This window comes from Algibacter sp. 2305UL17-15, assembly GCF_040720935.1.
Taxonomy (GTDB): domain Bacteria; phylum Bacteroidota; class Bacteroidia; order Flavobacteriales; family Flavobacteriaceae; genus Jejuia.
Genome location: NZ_JBFDAE010000002.1, coordinates 18,269 through 33,344, shown reverse-complemented (window position 1 = coordinate 33,344; position 15,076 = coordinate 18,269). Strand labels below are relative to the sequence as shown.

Below are 15,076 nucleotides of genomic sequence, written 5' to 3'. Positions count from 1 at the left end.
AATATCTTAATATTGCGCATCACATTCTAAAGTAGTAATTTCACGGCTACTATTTATTTCAAATGATAAAAGCAAAAAACATACATAAATATTACGACGATTTACACGTTTTAAAAGGTGTCGATATTGAAGTAAAAAAAGGTGAAGTAGTTTCTATTGTTGGCGCATCTGGCGCCGGAAAAACAACATTGTTACAAATATTGGGCACGCTGGATAAAGCTTCAAAAGCTGAAGATTTCAGTTTAATTATAAATAATTCTGAAGTAAAGTCCTTAAACGATAAAGCACTTGCCAAATTTAGAAACGAGCATATTGGGTTTATCTTTCAGTTTCATCAATTATTACCTGAGTTTTCTGCATTGGAAAACGTTTGCTTACCGGCATTTATAAAAGGCACAAAAAAGGTTGACGCCGAAAAACGCGCCAAGGAACTCTTAGATTTTTTGGGATTATCACATCGCTACAACCACAAACCCAATGAACTTTCCGGTGGCGAGCAACAGCGTGTGGCAGTTGCCAGAGCATTGGTAAATAATCCAGATTTGATTTTTGCAGATGAACCTTCGGGAAATCTGGATAGTGAATCTGCTGAAAATCTACACAACCTTTTTTTTAAATTGCGCGATGAATTTGGACAAACCTTTGTGATTGTAACACACAACGAAGAATTGGCAGATATGGCCGATAGAAAACTGGTAATGGTGGATGGAAAAATCGTAAATTAAAACATACTATTATTGACCAAAGAAGAACTCAAAGAATTCCTAGACACAAAAGTTATTCAATACAATAATCCGAAATTTATTGAAAGCGACCCGATTCAAGTTCCTCATAAATTCACAAAAAAAGAGGATATTGAAATTTCTGGTTTCTTAACCGCTACGATTGCCTGGGGAAATAGAAAAAGTATCATCAATAATGCGAATAGGTTAATGGAATTATTGAATAATTCCCCACATGACTTTATTATAAATCATCAAGAAACCGATTTAGAAAAGCTACTCCCTTTTGTACACAGAACATTTAATGGTAATGATTGCACACAGTTTATAAAATCGCTACAACATATTTATAACAATCATGATGGTTTAGAAGCTGTTTTTGCTAAACATGCTGAAACGAATTCTCTTCAAAAATCTATTTCGAATTTTAAATCTGTTTTCTTTGAAATCGACCATCTCCCAAGAACAAAAAAACACATTAGCGATCCTTTAAAAAATTCGGCAGCAAAACGAATTAACATGTTTTTACGTTGGATGATCCGAAACGATAAAACTGGTGTGGACTTTGGAATTTGGGAAAGCTTATACCCTAGCCAATTATCTTGTCCGCTAGACGTACACTCTGGAAATGTTGCTAGAAAATTAGGCCTCTTAAAACGCAAACAAAATGATGCAAAAGCCCTTTTAGAGTTAGATACTGCATTACGGAAACTAGACCCAAACGACCCTGTGAAATATGATTTTGCGCTTTTTGGTCTTGGTGTTTTTGAAGGGTTTTGATATTTATTCATAACATAGTAAAACCGTGTTAAAGTATAATTGTCTGTTAAAATATTTATTATACTCCAAATTAACACATCACTTGACTTTGTCAGAAAAAAATAACTAACTTCGTTTAACGTTCGGATGTAAAACATTAAAACGATTTTATATCCGTAAAAAACATTAAACGAACCTCTCAAAAACAAAACAACTTTCAATCTAAAACGATAAGCTGGCAAACACGTCCGTGTTAGGGATTGAACGGCATGTTTGAAATCCCCGACGCAGGAGGGATTGAGTAGTGAAAGCCCGACCCTTTAGGGTAACACCATAAAAAATAAATTTAAAATTGCGCATTCTTAATTATTAATTATATTTGCACCCAATTTCGGGTTAACCTCTGGCGAGAATCGTGAATGTTGTTCTGAATTAATTATGTAAATATTAAGAAATGGATTTAGTAAAATTTGTTCAAGACGAATTTGTAACAAAAAAAGACTTACCAGAATTTGGAGCTGGAGACACAATTACCGTGTATTATGAAATTAGAGAAGGCGAAAAAGTGCGTACTCAGTTTTTTAGAGGTGTAGTAATTCAAAGAAGAGGTTCTGGAGCATCAGAAACTTTTACAATTAGAAAAATGTCTGGCACTATAGGTGTTGAGCGTATCTTCCCTGTTAATTTACCAGCATTACAAAAAATTGAAGTTAATAAACGTGGTAAAGTACGTCGCGCTAGAATCTTCTACTTTAGAGGACTTACTGGTAAAAAAGCAAGAATTACCGAAAAAAGACGCTAGAAATAACACTAGTAAAATACTATTGAAAAGCTTTGGATCTTGTCCAGGGCTTTTTTTTGTACTAATTATTGCTTGAACGTATCATACAAAGAAAATGAATCATTTTTGCTTTATACGAACTAGAAAAATAAAGCATAGCCTTAGTTACGGTTTCTTTTTATTGTGAAGTAGAGAGGAAAAAAAGCAACGTTTTATTTTGATAGGTTCAAGTAATTATTAGTATTACTAACAAAAGTTAACAACTATGGTTGATAACCAGTTGATATCTAATTTGTTGCAAAATTTGGTTTTTTGGAACTTATGTTGTACTTTAGTAACAGAATCAGAAATAAGGCTTAAAATGTTTTTATTGAAATTCTAATAAAGAAACGTTCTTTATATATTGTTGTTTTTCGAGGTTTTGATTTTATTATGCTTGCATGATAAAATAAAACCATGACGTTATAAAATGTTCAAGTAGTTTTAATTGCTTGAATAAACGAGTAACAGAAAGCTTTTTAAATATAAGGTCAATACCTGTAATTTATTAAGAAATGTTTGGAGTATTTGATTAAGCTCGCATTAGTGAGTCATAAATGCCAATCATAAAGAAAAACAATCTACTGAAACATGAAGTGATAGGTCAATACATTTTGAAAATCACAAATTATGTTTCATTGATTTAACTGGACTTGAATTGAAAAGATTTAAATATAATGTTTAAATTGATTTTAGTTGAAACACTAAATTAGATCACGCGAAGTTATCTCAAAAAAGCCATGTCAGAATATAGATTAAATTCTATAGTGATATGGCTTTTGTTTTTTTAATACTTTCATATCGTTATTCTTGCCAAATTCTTATCAACCAGAAACATTATTAAAATAATACTAAATATGTACTGTTTCGGTACTTTTACTATATATATTATTCCTTTTTAAGTGTCGATTTTTGTATATTCGCAGTCGCTAAAAACGAATCATCTTTTTACTCCTGTTTTTAGTATTGCAATAATTCAAAAAAACACGACGCGAATGTCTAAAATTATTTACACGAAAACGGACGAGGCTCCAGCACTAGCAACACGCTCTTTATTACCAATTGTTAAAGCTTTTGTGAAGTCATCAGGTATTAATATTGAAACTAAAGATATTTCATTAGCAGCAAGAATATTAGCTGTTTTCCCAGAATTTCTGAATGAAGACCAACGTGTTTCAGATGATTTGGCAATACTCGGCGAAATGGCAAAAAAACCAGATACCAATATTGTAAAATTACCAAATATTAGTGCTTCAATTCCTCAGTTAAAAGCTGCAATCAAGGAATTGCAATCTAAAGGTTTTAATATTCCTGTTTATCCTAACGAGGCAAAAAATGATGCTGAAAAAGATATCAAAGCACGTTATGACAAAATAAAAGGTAGTGCTGTAAACCCTGTTTTACGTGAAGGCAATAGTGATAGACGTGCGCCTAAGGCTGTTAAGAATTATGCTAAAAGGAACCCACATTCCATGGGGGCCTGGTCTAGCGATTCAAAAACTCATGTGGCAACTATGAGCGAAGGTGATTTTGCCCACAATGAGAAATCTGTTACCTTAAAAGATGCAACCAGCATATCTATTGAGCATACGGATACTAATGGAAATACTACTGTTTTAAAAAATAGTTTTGCTTTGCTTAAAGGAGAAATTATTGATGCCACTATAATGAGCAAAAAAGCATTAGTTAGCTTTTTAGATAAACAAGTTGTGGATGCTAGAGAAAAAGGTATTTTGTTTTCTCTACATATGAAAGGCACCATGATGAAAGTGAGCGACCCCATTATTTTTGGTCATGCCGTTAAAATATTTTTTAAAGATGTTTTTGCTAAACATAATGAAACCATTGAAAAATTAGGTGTTAATGTGAATTCCGGTTTAGGGAATTTATTAGAACGCATACAAGAACTACCTGAGGCAAAACGCAAAGAGATTGAGGCCGATATTGAGGCAACGTACCTAAATGGTCCAAGTGTGGCTATGGTAAATTCTGATAAAGGTATTACAAATTTACACGTACCAAGTGATGTGATTATTGATGCATCTATGCCTGCAATGATCCGAACTTCCGGTAAAATGTGGAACGCTCAGGGCAAACTTCAAGACACAAAAGCTGTAATTCCAGATAGTAGTTATGCTGGCATTTATTCGGCAACTATAGATTTCTGTAAAAAGAATGGTGCTTTTGATCCTACAACCATGGGAACAGTTCCTAACGTTGGACTAATGGCTCAAAAAGCTGAAGAATATGGTTCTCACGATAAAACTTTTGAAATTTCCTCAAACGGAACTGTTAAAGTTATTGATGCTTCTGGAAATGTGCTGTTGCAACATACAGTTGAAGAAGGCGATATTTGGCGCATGTGCCAAACTAAGGACGCACCAATTCAAGATTGGGTAAAACTAGCCGTTACTCGCGCAAGAGCATCCGAAACTCCTGCTGTATTTTGGTTGGATGAAAACAGGGCCCATGATGCAGAGATCATCAAAAAAGTAAACACCTATTTAAAAGATCATGATACTTCTGGTTTAGATTTAAGAATCTTATCCCCTATTGAAGCCACACTTTTTACTTGTGAACGACTTGTAAAAGGTCAAGATACTATTTCTGTCTCTGGAAATGTATTACGTGATTATTTAACCGATTTATTCCCAATATTAGAAGTTGGTACTAGTGCCAAAATGTTGTCTATTGTGCCATTAATGAATGGTGGCGGACTGTTTGAAACTGGTGCAGGAGGTTCTGCGCCTAAACATGTAGAACAATTACTTGAAGAAAACCATTTACGTTGGGATTCTCTAGGCGAGTTTTTAGCCTTGGCCGTTTCTTTCGAACACTTTAGCAACGTTAATAAAAATCCAAAAGCAAAAATTCTAGGGGAAACTTTAGATGACGCAACAGACACATTATTGGAGAACAGTAAAGGACCTTCTAGAGTTGCAGGAGAATTGGATAACAGAGGGAGTCATTTCTACCTGGCAATGTATTGGGCACAAGAATTGGCAGCTCAAAATAAAGATGCAGCTTTAAAAACTGAATTTGCTCCAATAGCTAAACAACTGGAAGAAAACGAAGCAGCAATTGTTAACGAATTGAACGAAATTCAAGGTAAGCCAGCAGACATTGGTGGCTATTACGAACCTGATGAAAATTTGATAAATCAAGTCATGCGACCTAGTAAAACGTTTAACGCTATTATAGAATAGTCTCAAACACATAAATAGTTATCCAAAGCTCCCTTCTCGGGAGCTTTTTTTGGGCATAATTTTTGATGAATCTAAAGTATTTAAAGTCTTAATATTTAAGAGCATATTAACTTTTGCGTAAATATTCTAGTCTTTTTTTTATTTAAATTTGAACATCATCAACCAACAAAATAAATCATGTCCAAAAAAAACCTTATCATAATTGGTACTGCAGTTGTGGTTCTTATCATATCCTATTCACTTTTTGGAAGTAATAGTGATGAAGACTCTCCCATTACAACTGAGGTTATAAAAGGCAAATTTATCAATGAAGTCATTATTTCTGGAGAAGCACAATCTACCAGTTCAAAAAAAATTAATGGACCTATTAATGCAAGACGCTTCAATATCTACCAACTCAAAATTCAAGATTTAGTTGCAGAAGGTACTGTTGTAAAAAAGGGAGGCTATATAGGAAAACTTGATGCGTCTGAGGTCAATGGGAAAATTAACGATGCCATGTTAAGCTTAGAAAGTGCGCAATCTAAATACACCCAAGAACAGCTAGATACTACATTAACTTTGAAGCAAGAACGAAATGCGATAAAAGACCTTTTGTTTAACATAGAAGATGATAGACTTGAATTAAAGAGTTCTATTTACGAAGCACCAACAATTATTAAAAAATTAGAAATCAATATTGAAAAAAACGAAAGGGATTTAAAAGAAAAAAAAGAGGACTACTCCATAAAAAAAAGGAAAGCCGTTGCTAAAATGGTACAAGTGGGCACCGAAGTTTCTAAAATAAAAAAGCAAATAGATGAGCTAACTGCGCTGCAAAAAGAATTTACAATTTATTCTGAAGATGCGGGCATGGTAACTTATGTAAAAGACTGGAATGGTGTAAAAAAGAAAGTAGGTTCTACAATTTCACCATGGGAACCAGCGATTGCAAGTTTGCCAGATTTAACCAAAATGGAATCTAAAACCTATAGCAATGAAGTCGATATCAGGAAAATAAAAAAAGGGCTACCCGTAAAAATTGGTTTTGATGCTTTTCCCGAAATTGAATTGACTGGAGAAGTCACAGATGTAGCCAACGTTGGAGAAAACAAAAGAGGATCTGATATTAAACTGTTTCAAGTGCTTATTAAATTAAATGAAACAAATGATAATATAAGACCGGGAATGACAACTTCCAACAGGATTTTGACCGAAGAAGTTGAAGATGTTCTAATGGTGCCTTTAGAAGCCATTTTTACGAAAGATTCCATTAGTTATACCTATGTGAAATCTGGATATTCCATTCAAAAGAAAGAAGTGAAATTGGGATTATCTAATAACGAAGCTGTCATTATAGAAAAAGGCTTAAAAGAAAATGAGACTGTATATTTAAGTAAACCAGAAGGTTTGGAGGAAAAAAGTATAACGCTATTGGACAACTAATGATAGACAAAATACTTTTAGAAAAACTAAAATCTAACTTCTCTGAAGCGTTTCGGTCTATTAACACGAATAAGTTTAGAACGTTCCTAACCGCATTGGGGATTATATTTGGTGTTGCTGCTGTAATTACAATGTTGGCAATAGGTAATGGCGCCGAAAAAGAAATACTATCACAGTTGGAGCTTGTTGGTGTAAATAATATCGTAATAACACCAATTCCCGACAATGAAGATCCTGACGAAAACTCTGATGAGGAAGAAAACAACGATAGTGAACCTAAAAAGTTCTCAAAAGGGTTAGATCTTCAAGATGCTTTAAGTTTAGAAAAAAACATTCCAAGTGTTAAAATTGTGAGTCCAGAAATTATATTAAACACCTACGTTATAAATAATGGAAAACAAAACTCCGTCAAGCTCGTTGGTGTAACCTCTTCATTTTTAGAATCTTCAAATATTAATATTGAAAAGGGTAAGTTTTTTTCAGAGTATCAATCGAAAAATGCACTTCCCGTTTGTGTTATCGGCAGAAAAGTTGAAAAAAAATTATTTACAGGCGAAAGTGCTTTAGGAAAACACATAAAGGTAAAAGACGTTTGGTTGCAAGTTATAGGAATCATTGAAGAAAAATTAATATCAGATAAAGCTCAAGAAAATCTAGGGATTAGAGATCTAAATCAAGATGTTTATATTCCTATTAAAACTTTTCTCGTGCGCTACAAAGACCGAAAAGTAATTAGTGATGATCTTTCCGTAAGCAACAGGGGGCGTAATCAAAACGGGCCTAAAAAACGGATTCCCAGAGGAAATTATCATCAAATAGACAAACTGACCGTAAAGGTTTCAAATTCAAATGAGTTAAAGGCTACTGCTGAAGTTTTAAGTAGAATGTTAAAAAGAAGACATAATGATGTGCTGGATTTTGAAATCACAATTCCCATTCAACTTTTAAAACAACAGCAAAAAACCAAACAGATTTTTAATATCGTGCTAAGTATTATTGCCGGTATTTCGTTGCTTATCGGTGGTATCGGTATTATGAATATTATGTTGGCTTCAGTTTTAGAACGCACCAAGGAAATAGGAATCATGCGCGCCATTGGAGCAACTAAAGAAGATGTGATTTTACAATTTTTATCAGAATCTGTGCTTATTAGTGTTGGTGGCGGAATTATAGGAATTATAGTAGGCATTATTGGAGCTTATGTCATTGAAATGGCTTCGGGAATAGAAACGATACTGTCTTTAAACTCCATACTTATTTCTTTTGTTATTGCCGTAATTATCGGATTGGTTTTTGGAATTCTCCCTGCAAAATCGGCAGCAAATAAAAGACCCATTGAAGCATTAAGAGCGGAATAAACTACCTCGGGTAAGCCCACGAGGTATGTAAATTCCAAAAAGACAAAAACTAAATTCCAAAAAAAGAAAAACGGGGCAAACCTGGAGGACTTAAACCCAAAAAATTAAAACATCACCAATCAAAAAAAACTAAAAATGTGAAACAACTAATTCTAATTATCCTTATCATTTTCCCATTGATTAATTTTTCGCAATCAAAAAAAATCACGTTAAGTGAGGCCATCGAAATTGCGAAAAAAAAATCCCCTGATTATAAAATTAATTTGAATAGAAACGAAAGTAACTATTGGAGGTATAGACGGTATAGGGCTAGTTTTTTGCCTGAGTTGAGGCTAGATGCAACCTTGCCAGAATATAGAAATGCAGTAAGAAGAATTACAAATGATGCCGGTCAAGATATTTTTGTGAACCAAAATCAATTGTTGGTTGAAGGCGGATTATCCATAAAACAAAGTGTGCCCTATACAGGTGGAACACTTTCAATAAACACCAATTTAGAGCGCATAGAACTTTTTGGATTGGATGACAATATTGGGTATGCTGTCATTCCCTTCTCTATCCGATATTTTCAAAATTCATTATTGTTCAATCCATTTAAATGGGATAAAAAAATTGAACCTCTAGTGTATGAAGAATCCAAAAGAGAATTTGTGGAGAATATGGAGCAAATTTCGGTGAGCACCTCTCGACGCTATTTTCAATTACTAAAAGCTCAAATGCAATTAGAAATTGCAAAAACCAATTTATCCAACCAAGACACATTGTATCAAATAGCACAAGGGCGTTTTAAAATGGGTAAAATTGCCGAAAACGATTTATTACAAATGGAACTAACACTTTTAAATTCCAAAAATGATGTGACTTCAAATACGCTAGAATTAAAAAGAACCTCCCAAAATTTAGCGCGTTATTTAGAATTAAGTAGTGAAAATTTAGAGTTAGACGTTCCAGCTAATTTACCACTTTTTGAAGTTGAACCTGAAAAAGCGTTGGTAGAAGCACAAGCGAACAGAAAAGCAGTTGTAGAGTTTAGAAGAAGGCGTCTGGAAGCAGAAAAAGAAGTGGCTTTTCAAAAAGGAAATAATAGGTTGAACGTAGGTGTCGTCGCCAATTTTGGAATTTCAAATAACGGAGATGATTTCAATAATCTCTTTAATAATTTTAACAAACAACAAAGTGTATCGGTTTCGCTGGGCTTCCCAATATTCGATTGGGGTGTTTCTAAATCTAGACGAAAAATGGCAGAAGCCAATTTAGACTTAACCAATAATAGCATCAATCAAGACCAGCAGGAGTTTGAACAAGAAATCTATTTGCATGTACTAAACTGGTCTAACCAAAGGGACTTTTTATATACAGCCGAAAAAGCTAAAATAGTGGCACAAAAAAGATATGATATTTCCAAAAAGAGATATATCCTTGGAAAAATTACAATTACCGATTTAAATATTGCACTTCAGGAAAAAGATAAAGCCATACTTCAGTATTTAAACTCCCTTCAAAATTTCTGGCAAGATTATTATATTTTGAGACAATTGACACTTTATGATTTTATTAATGATAAAAAAATAGAGGTAGAAGATATTCTTTATGATTAAATGCTGATGAATCTATAATATAAGCCCTACGATTTTACGAAATCAGTAATATAAAACACCTTTTTGCCTTACAAATAGAGTAAATGCAAAACGTTTAACCCTATTTAAACTAAAATGTAGCACACTTCAACTAATAAAAAGTTGCTCATTGGGATGCTTTTTTAAATTTGTTCGCTCTCATGCTATATAATGGTTAATATTTTAAAATTCTCTCTCTTTTTTTTATGTGTCAGCCTTTCTGTTGTAAACGCACAACAACGTTTTACATTAAGTGGTACTATAATCGAAGAAAGCAGTAACGAAACCCTAATTGGTGTTTCTATAGTATTCCCTGAAATCAAAACAGGCACAACTACCAATGAATACGGCTTCTACTCTATCACACTCCCTAAAGGGGTTTATAAAATAGAAATAAGTTACCTAGGGTTTTCTACAATAACAGAAACCATAACACTTTCGCAAAATATTTCAAAAAATTTCAGTTTGAAAGATTCCTTAGAAAGTCTTGATGAAATTATCATTACAAAAAGTTCTGAAAAAGCAAATATTCGTTCAACTCAGATGAGTATCAACAAGCTTTCATCTGCAGCAATTAAAGAAATACCCATTTTGCTTGGCGAACCTGATATTATTAAAGCTATAACCCTTCTTCCCGGAGTAAGTAATGCAGGAGAAGCATCTTCAGGATTTAATGTTCGAGGAGGCGCCGTTGACCAAAATTTAATTCTTTTGGATGAAGCCACGCTTTATAATTCATCTCATTTATTCGGTCTGTTTTCAATTTTCAATACCGATGCCATAAAAGATATAAAATTATATAAGGGCGGTATTCCTGCGCGTTATGGCGGCAGGGTAGCATCGGTTTTAGATATTTATCAAAAGGAAGGCAATAGTAAAAAATTTCACGGTAGTGGCGGTATTGGCCTTGTAACTAGTAGGCTTTTGTTTGAAGGGCCGCTCAAAAAAAACGTAAGTTCTTTTCTTATAAGTGGCAGGTCTAGTTATGCACATTTGTTTTTGCCTCTTTTTGATGTGAGTAACAAAGCTTATTTCTACGATATAAACACCAAATTAAGCTATAGGATCAATGATGAAAACAACATCTATTTATCGGGTTATTTTGGAAGGGATGTTTTCAGCGTTAACAATACCTTTGAAAATATTTACGGAAACTCAGTTCTAAACTTTAGATGGAATCATTTGTTTTCAGATAAATTATTCTCAAATCTTTCGATGATTTATTCTGATTATACATTCGGATTAAACTTGGATTTTATTGAGTTTGAATGGACATCGGGTATTCAAAGTTTAAATATAAAGTACGATTTCAAACACTATACATCAGACAAAATAAAATTACAGTATGGCCTTAATAGCTATTACTATAAATTTACGCCTGGAGATATTAAACCCAACACAGAGACTTCAGGTATTAACGAAATGCTTTTAACCAATAAATATGCGTTAGAAAATGCCATATATATAGATACAGAACACAAAGTAACCGAAAAATTAGCGTTATCTTATGGGTTAAGAGTCAGTTCCTTTTTTCGTTTAGGCCAAGACGAATTTAATATTTATGAAAACGACCAACCCGTAATCTGGAACAACACTTTTAAGGTTTATGAAAAGGCCGAACCAATTGACAACAAATCATCCGAAAGAACTGATATTCTTGAAAAATTTTTCAACCTAGAGCCAAGAGCAGCTCTTTCATATCGATTTAATGAAAATAATTCTATAAAATTAAGCTATAACCGAATGAGTCAATATTTGCATTTATTGTCAAATACTAGCTCACCTACACCACTGGATATTTGGGCACCTAGTGGCAAATATATAAAACCGCAATTATTAGATCAGTATGCTGCGGGCTATTTTATAAACTTTAGTGCTGATACATACTCCATAGAATTGGAAAGTTTTTACAAAACCATTAAAAACAGAATTGATTATGTTGATGGCGCAGATTTAATTGCAAATAACTACATTGAACGCGCAATTCTTAATGGTAGGGCAAGAGCTTATGGTTTAGAGTTTTTGTTTCGAAAAAACAAAGGACGATTTAAAGGGTGGATTGCTTATACCCTATCAAAATCTGAGCAGCAAACAGAAGGAAGAACCCCTGATGAATTCGGAATAAACAACGGTAGCTGGTATTACACACCCTATGACAAAACTCATGATGTGTCCGTTACCACAAGTTTTAAGCTAAGTAATTCCTGGAAGATAAACACTAATTTTTTGTTCCAAACAGGACAACCAGTAACATTTCCGAATAGTCAATATCTATTTAACGGAATAGTGATTCCAAATTATAGTGGAAGAAATGAAGATAGGCTTCCGTCCTATCACAGATTAGATTTAGCAATTAATTATACGCCAAAAACCCATAAAAACCAAAGCTTTCGTAGTTCATGGGATTTTGGAATTTACAATGTCTATAATCGCAGAAATGCCTCTTCAATCGATTTTAACCGAAATAGGGGCACAGGACGTAATGAAGCTAAACGCTTATCCATATTTGGCATAGTGCCATCTATATCTTATAATTTTAAGTTTTAAGGTTATGAAAAAAGTACTATTTATATGTTTTTTAGGAATACTATCTTTCTTTAACTGTGAAGATATTATTCAAGTTGAATTGGATACCGCAGAACCTAGATTAGTGGTAGATGGTACTCTTGCTTGGATAAAAGGTACTTCAGGAAATCTCCAAGAAATAAGACTCACTTTAACGGCACCGTTTTTTGATACTATAATCCCTCCCGCTACCGGCGCAACCGTTACCGTTACAGATGAGGATAATAATGTGTTTAACTTTACTGAAAAAGATAGTACCGGGAAATATAGAAACCAATCTTTCAGGCCTACTCTCAACGGCACTTACACGCTCAACATTAACTATAATAATGAAGCATATATTGCAACTGAAACTTTAATACCAGTAGTCCCCATTGAATCTGTTGAAGAAAGACCCAATGTAGGTTTTGCAGGTGATGAAACAGAAATAAGAGCCTTTTACACAGATCCTAAAGGTGTTAAAAATTATTATTTATTTGAGTTTATAAACCCAGTTACTGGAGTTAGGAATAATGAATTATATGATGATGAATTTACAGATGGAAACAGAACCTTTGGAATTTATTTTGACGACGATTTTAAAACTGGCGATTCCCTAATCATTGCCAATGAAGGTATTTCAAAACAGTTCCATGAGTATGTAAATGTATTGCTGCAACAAATCAATATTGATGATGGAGACCCCTTTCAAACCCAACCTGCTATAGTAAGGGGAAATTGTATTAATACAACAAATCCCGACAATTTTGCTTTAGGCTATTTCAGGGCCTCTGAAGTCTCTGTTTTTATTCATGTCTTCGAATAAATTCCCTATTCCCAAAGTGCTTTGAGTTCCATATACATTAAATTTTATGTACTTTTGAGGCATGACTTTTATCAAAACCACAGAGCAAGATTCCAATCATGACCATCTTGAAAAGATGTCTGTTTTAGAGTTGCTCAAAAACATCAATAAAGAAGACAAAACTGTACCAAATGCCGTTGAAAAAGTTTTACCTCAAATTGAGACTTTAGTACTTCAAATAGTTGAAAAGCTAAAACAAGGTGGACGATTATTCTATATGGGGGCTGGTACAAGTGGCAGGTTAGGGATTTTAGATGCATCTGAGTGCCCTCCTACTTTTGGAGTATCACACGATTTGGTTATCGGACTCATAGCTGGTGGAGACCATGCCATAAGAAAAGCGGTTGAATTTGCTGAAGATTCTACAACTCAAGGTTGGAAAGATCTACAAGAATATAACATTAGCCAAAACGATGTTGTTATAGGTATTGCTGCCTCTGGAACAACACCTTATGTGATTTCGGCCCTGGAAGCATGTAACGCTAACAACATTATTACGGGATGTATTGCTTGTAATAAAAACAGCCCTTTAAGTCAAGTTTCCAAATACCCTATTGAAGTTGTAGTAGGCCCTGAATTTGTAACAGGAAGCTCCAGAATGAAAGCAGGAACTGCTCAAAAATTAGTGTTGAATATGATTACCACCTCTACCATGATTCAACTGGGACATGTAAAAGGCAACAAAATGGTTGACATGCAATTGAGCAATAATAAGCTTGTTGATAGAGGAGTTAAAATGATTATGAAAGAAATAAATGTTTCTGAAACTGAAGCCTTAGAATTACTAAACAAGTACAAAAGCGTCCGTGAAGCCGTTAACAATTTCAACAATGGAGAAAACCAAAAGAACAGATAAGGAAATGCTTGTAAAAGGACTTCAATATATGGGTGGTGCTTTAGCCTGTATGTTTTCTGGGCCAACGCTTGCTTATATTTCGCAAACAAAATTAAAAAGCCCAATAGACAGCATTGTGCTAATACTGGCAATCATAATATGTGTTACAGCTATTTTTTTAGCTTTTAAAGGCATAAATACTATCTTGGATAGCATGTTTAAAAAGAAGTGAAATCTTTTACAATCAATCGAAATATCAGTTCGAGTAATGTTTTATAAAAAACCATATCGAGAACCTTCAATTAACAAAATATTATTCCATAGAAACTTGCTTAGGCGTGGTAGGATTATATCCAAATTCGACATCATTAATAACAATTCCTAAACTATCAAAAATATAATTGATTATTGCGTAATGATGAATCGTATGGCTGTTTGCTTGTGCCAATAAAGAACCATAAGTATAAGGGATTTCTGTTTTTCCTAAACCTAAATCGTCTATCACTAAAACAGTATCATTCACTTCAAAAGATGCTGAATTTAACTTTTCAACTATCGCCACTAAATAATCTTGAGCACATCCACAATCCGACTCTACATCTTTATTTCTACTTCTAGCGGTCAAGTCAACTCTATTCTCAGAATCTGTATTAAAAATACACTCATAAAAATCCAAAATATGCCTAATGTGCGTACCAATACTAGAATAATAAGGTGGCACAGATGCGTCGCACAATTGCAAATTGGACAAATTATCTAATAACAATTGAGATTTTTGAAGTGTTTTAATAGTAGATTGGATAATAATATTCATAGATACTAAATTAGCTAAATAATTTGAATTGAAAATTATTTTCTATTAGTCTATCTTTCATACTATCCTTACATACTTCCATAAAATACTCAATTTCAATTAGATTAAAAAT

Annotated in this window: 12 protein-coding genes; 11 read left to right on the top strand and 1 reads right to left on the bottom strand. The window is 33.5% G+C overall.

All coding sequences use genetic code 11. The features are described from left to right. Positions 1-62 precede the first annotated feature (62 nt). The 11 genes from ABXQ82_RS01980 (at position 63) to ABXQ82_RS01930 (ending at position 14,382) form a co-directional block, all read left to right on the top strand. On the top strand, positions 63-725 hold the full coding sequence (locus ABXQ82_RS01980; protein ID WP_367054098.1) for an ABC transporter ATP-binding protein: 663 nt from the start codon (positions 63-65) through the stop codon (positions 723-725). Positions 726-737: 12 nt separating this feature from the next. After that, the gene (locus ABXQ82_RS01975; protein WP_367054095.1) at positions 738-1,502 is read left to right on the top strand and encodes a TIGR02757 family protein; all 765 of its coding nucleotides are present in this window, start codon (positions 738-740) and stop codon (positions 1,500-1,502) included. Positions 1,503-1,935: 433 nt separating this feature from the next. Next, complete coding sequence (gene rplS / locus ABXQ82_RS01970) at positions 1,936-2,283, top strand: 50S ribosomal protein L19 (RefSeq protein WP_367054092.1); 348 nt, start codon at positions 1,936-1,938, stop codon at positions 2,281-2,283. A gap of 1,013 nt (positions 2,284-3,296) precedes the next feature. Then, the gene (locus ABXQ82_RS01965) at positions 3,297-5,507 is read left to right on the top strand and encodes an NADP-dependent isocitrate dehydrogenase (protein ID WP_367054089.1); all 2,211 of its coding nucleotides are present in this window, start codon (positions 3,297-3,299) and stop codon (positions 5,505-5,507) included. 177 nt (positions 5,508-5,684) lie between these two features. After that, positions 5,685-6,932: an RND transporter gene (locus ABXQ82_RS01960; RefSeq protein WP_367054086.1), complete on the top strand. Its 1,248-nt coding sequence runs from the start codon at positions 5,685-5,687 to the stop codon at positions 6,930-6,932. Continuing rightward, positions 6,932-8,290, top strand: coding sequence for an ABC transporter permease (locus tag ABXQ82_RS01955; protein WP_367054083.1), 1,359 nt, complete (start codon positions 6,932-6,934; stop codon positions 8,288-8,290). Before ABXQ82_RS01960 ends, ABXQ82_RS01955 begins: the two co-directional genes overlap by 1 nt. A gap of 137 nt (positions 8,291-8,427) precedes the next feature. Further along, the gene (locus ABXQ82_RS01950; protein ID WP_367054080.1) at positions 8,428-9,888 is read left to right on the top strand and encodes a TolC family protein; all 1,461 of its coding nucleotides are present in this window, start codon (positions 8,428-8,430) and stop codon (positions 9,886-9,888) included. 189 nt (positions 9,889-10,077) lie between these two features. Further along, positions 10,078-12,453, top strand: a complete 2,376-nt coding sequence (locus ABXQ82_RS01945) for a TonB-dependent receptor (RefSeq protein ID WP_367054077.1) — start codon at positions 10,078-10,080, stop codon at positions 12,451-12,453. A 4-nt stretch (positions 12,454-12,457) separates the two neighbouring features. Continuing rightward, the gene (locus ABXQ82_RS01940; RefSeq protein ID WP_367054074.1) at positions 12,458-13,276 is read left to right on the top strand and encodes a DUF4249 domain-containing protein; all 819 of its coding nucleotides are present in this window, start codon (positions 12,458-12,460) and stop codon (positions 13,274-13,276) included. 61 nt (positions 13,277-13,337) lie between these two features. Beyond that, positions 13,338-14,171, top strand: a complete 834-nt coding sequence (gene murQ, locus ABXQ82_RS01935; protein ID WP_367054071.1) for an N-acetylmuramic acid 6-phosphate etherase — start codon at positions 13,338-13,340, stop codon at positions 14,169-14,171. Further along, a complete protein-coding gene (locus ABXQ82_RS01930) occupies positions 14,146-14,382 on the top strand; it encodes a DUF6095 family protein (protein ID WP_367054068.1) in 237 nt (78 codons plus the stop codon). The genes murQ and ABXQ82_RS01930 overlap by 26 nt, the downstream gene beginning before the upstream one ends. Positions 14,383-14,463: 81 nt before the next feature. On the opposite strand, the gene ABXQ82_RS01925 is transcribed toward ABXQ82_RS01930, so the two are convergent. After that, positions 14,464-14,964: a hypothetical protein gene (locus tag ABXQ82_RS01925; RefSeq protein ID WP_367054065.1), complete on the bottom strand. Its 501-nt coding sequence runs from the start codon at positions 14,962-14,964 to the stop codon at positions 14,464-14,466. Between the last annotated feature and the right edge of the window lie 112 nt (positions 14,965-15,076).

Coding starts and splice junctions, on each gene's coding strand:
- ABXQ82_RS01980 (WP_367054098.1), top strand. CDS start 63: ATGATAAAAGCAAAAAACATACATAAATATTACGACGATTTACACGTT.
- rplS (WP_367054092.1), top strand. CDS start 1,936: ATGGATTTAGTAAAATTTGTTCAAGACGAATTTGTAACAAAAAAAGAC.
- ABXQ82_RS01965 (WP_367054089.1), top strand. CDS start 3,297: ATGTCTAAAATTATTTACACGAAAACGGACGAGGCTCCAGCACTAGCA.
- ABXQ82_RS01960 (WP_367054086.1), top strand. CDS start 5,685: ATGTCCAAAAAAAACCTTATCATAATTGGTACTGCAGTTGTGGTTCTT.
- ABXQ82_RS01955 (WP_367054083.1), top strand. CDS start 6,932: ATGATAGACAAAATACTTTTAGAAAAACTAAAATCTAACTTCTCTGAA.
- ABXQ82_RS01945 (WP_367054077.1), top strand. CDS start 10,078: ATGGTTAATATTTTAAAATTCTCTCTCTTTTTTTTATGTGTCAGCCTT.
- ABXQ82_RS01940 (WP_367054074.1), top strand. CDS start 12,458: ATGAAAAAAGTACTATTTATATGTTTTTTAGGAATACTATCTTTCTTT.
- murQ (WP_367054071.1), top strand. CDS start 13,338: ATGACTTTTATCAAAACCACAGAGCAAGATTCCAATCATGACCATCTT.
- ABXQ82_RS01930 (WP_367054068.1), top strand. CDS start 14,146: ATGGAGAAAACCAAAAGAACAGATAAGGAAATGCTTGTAAAAGGACTT.
- ABXQ82_RS01925 (WP_367054065.1), bottom strand. CDS start 14,964: ATGAATATTATTATCCAATCTACTATTAAAACACTTCAAAAATCTCAA.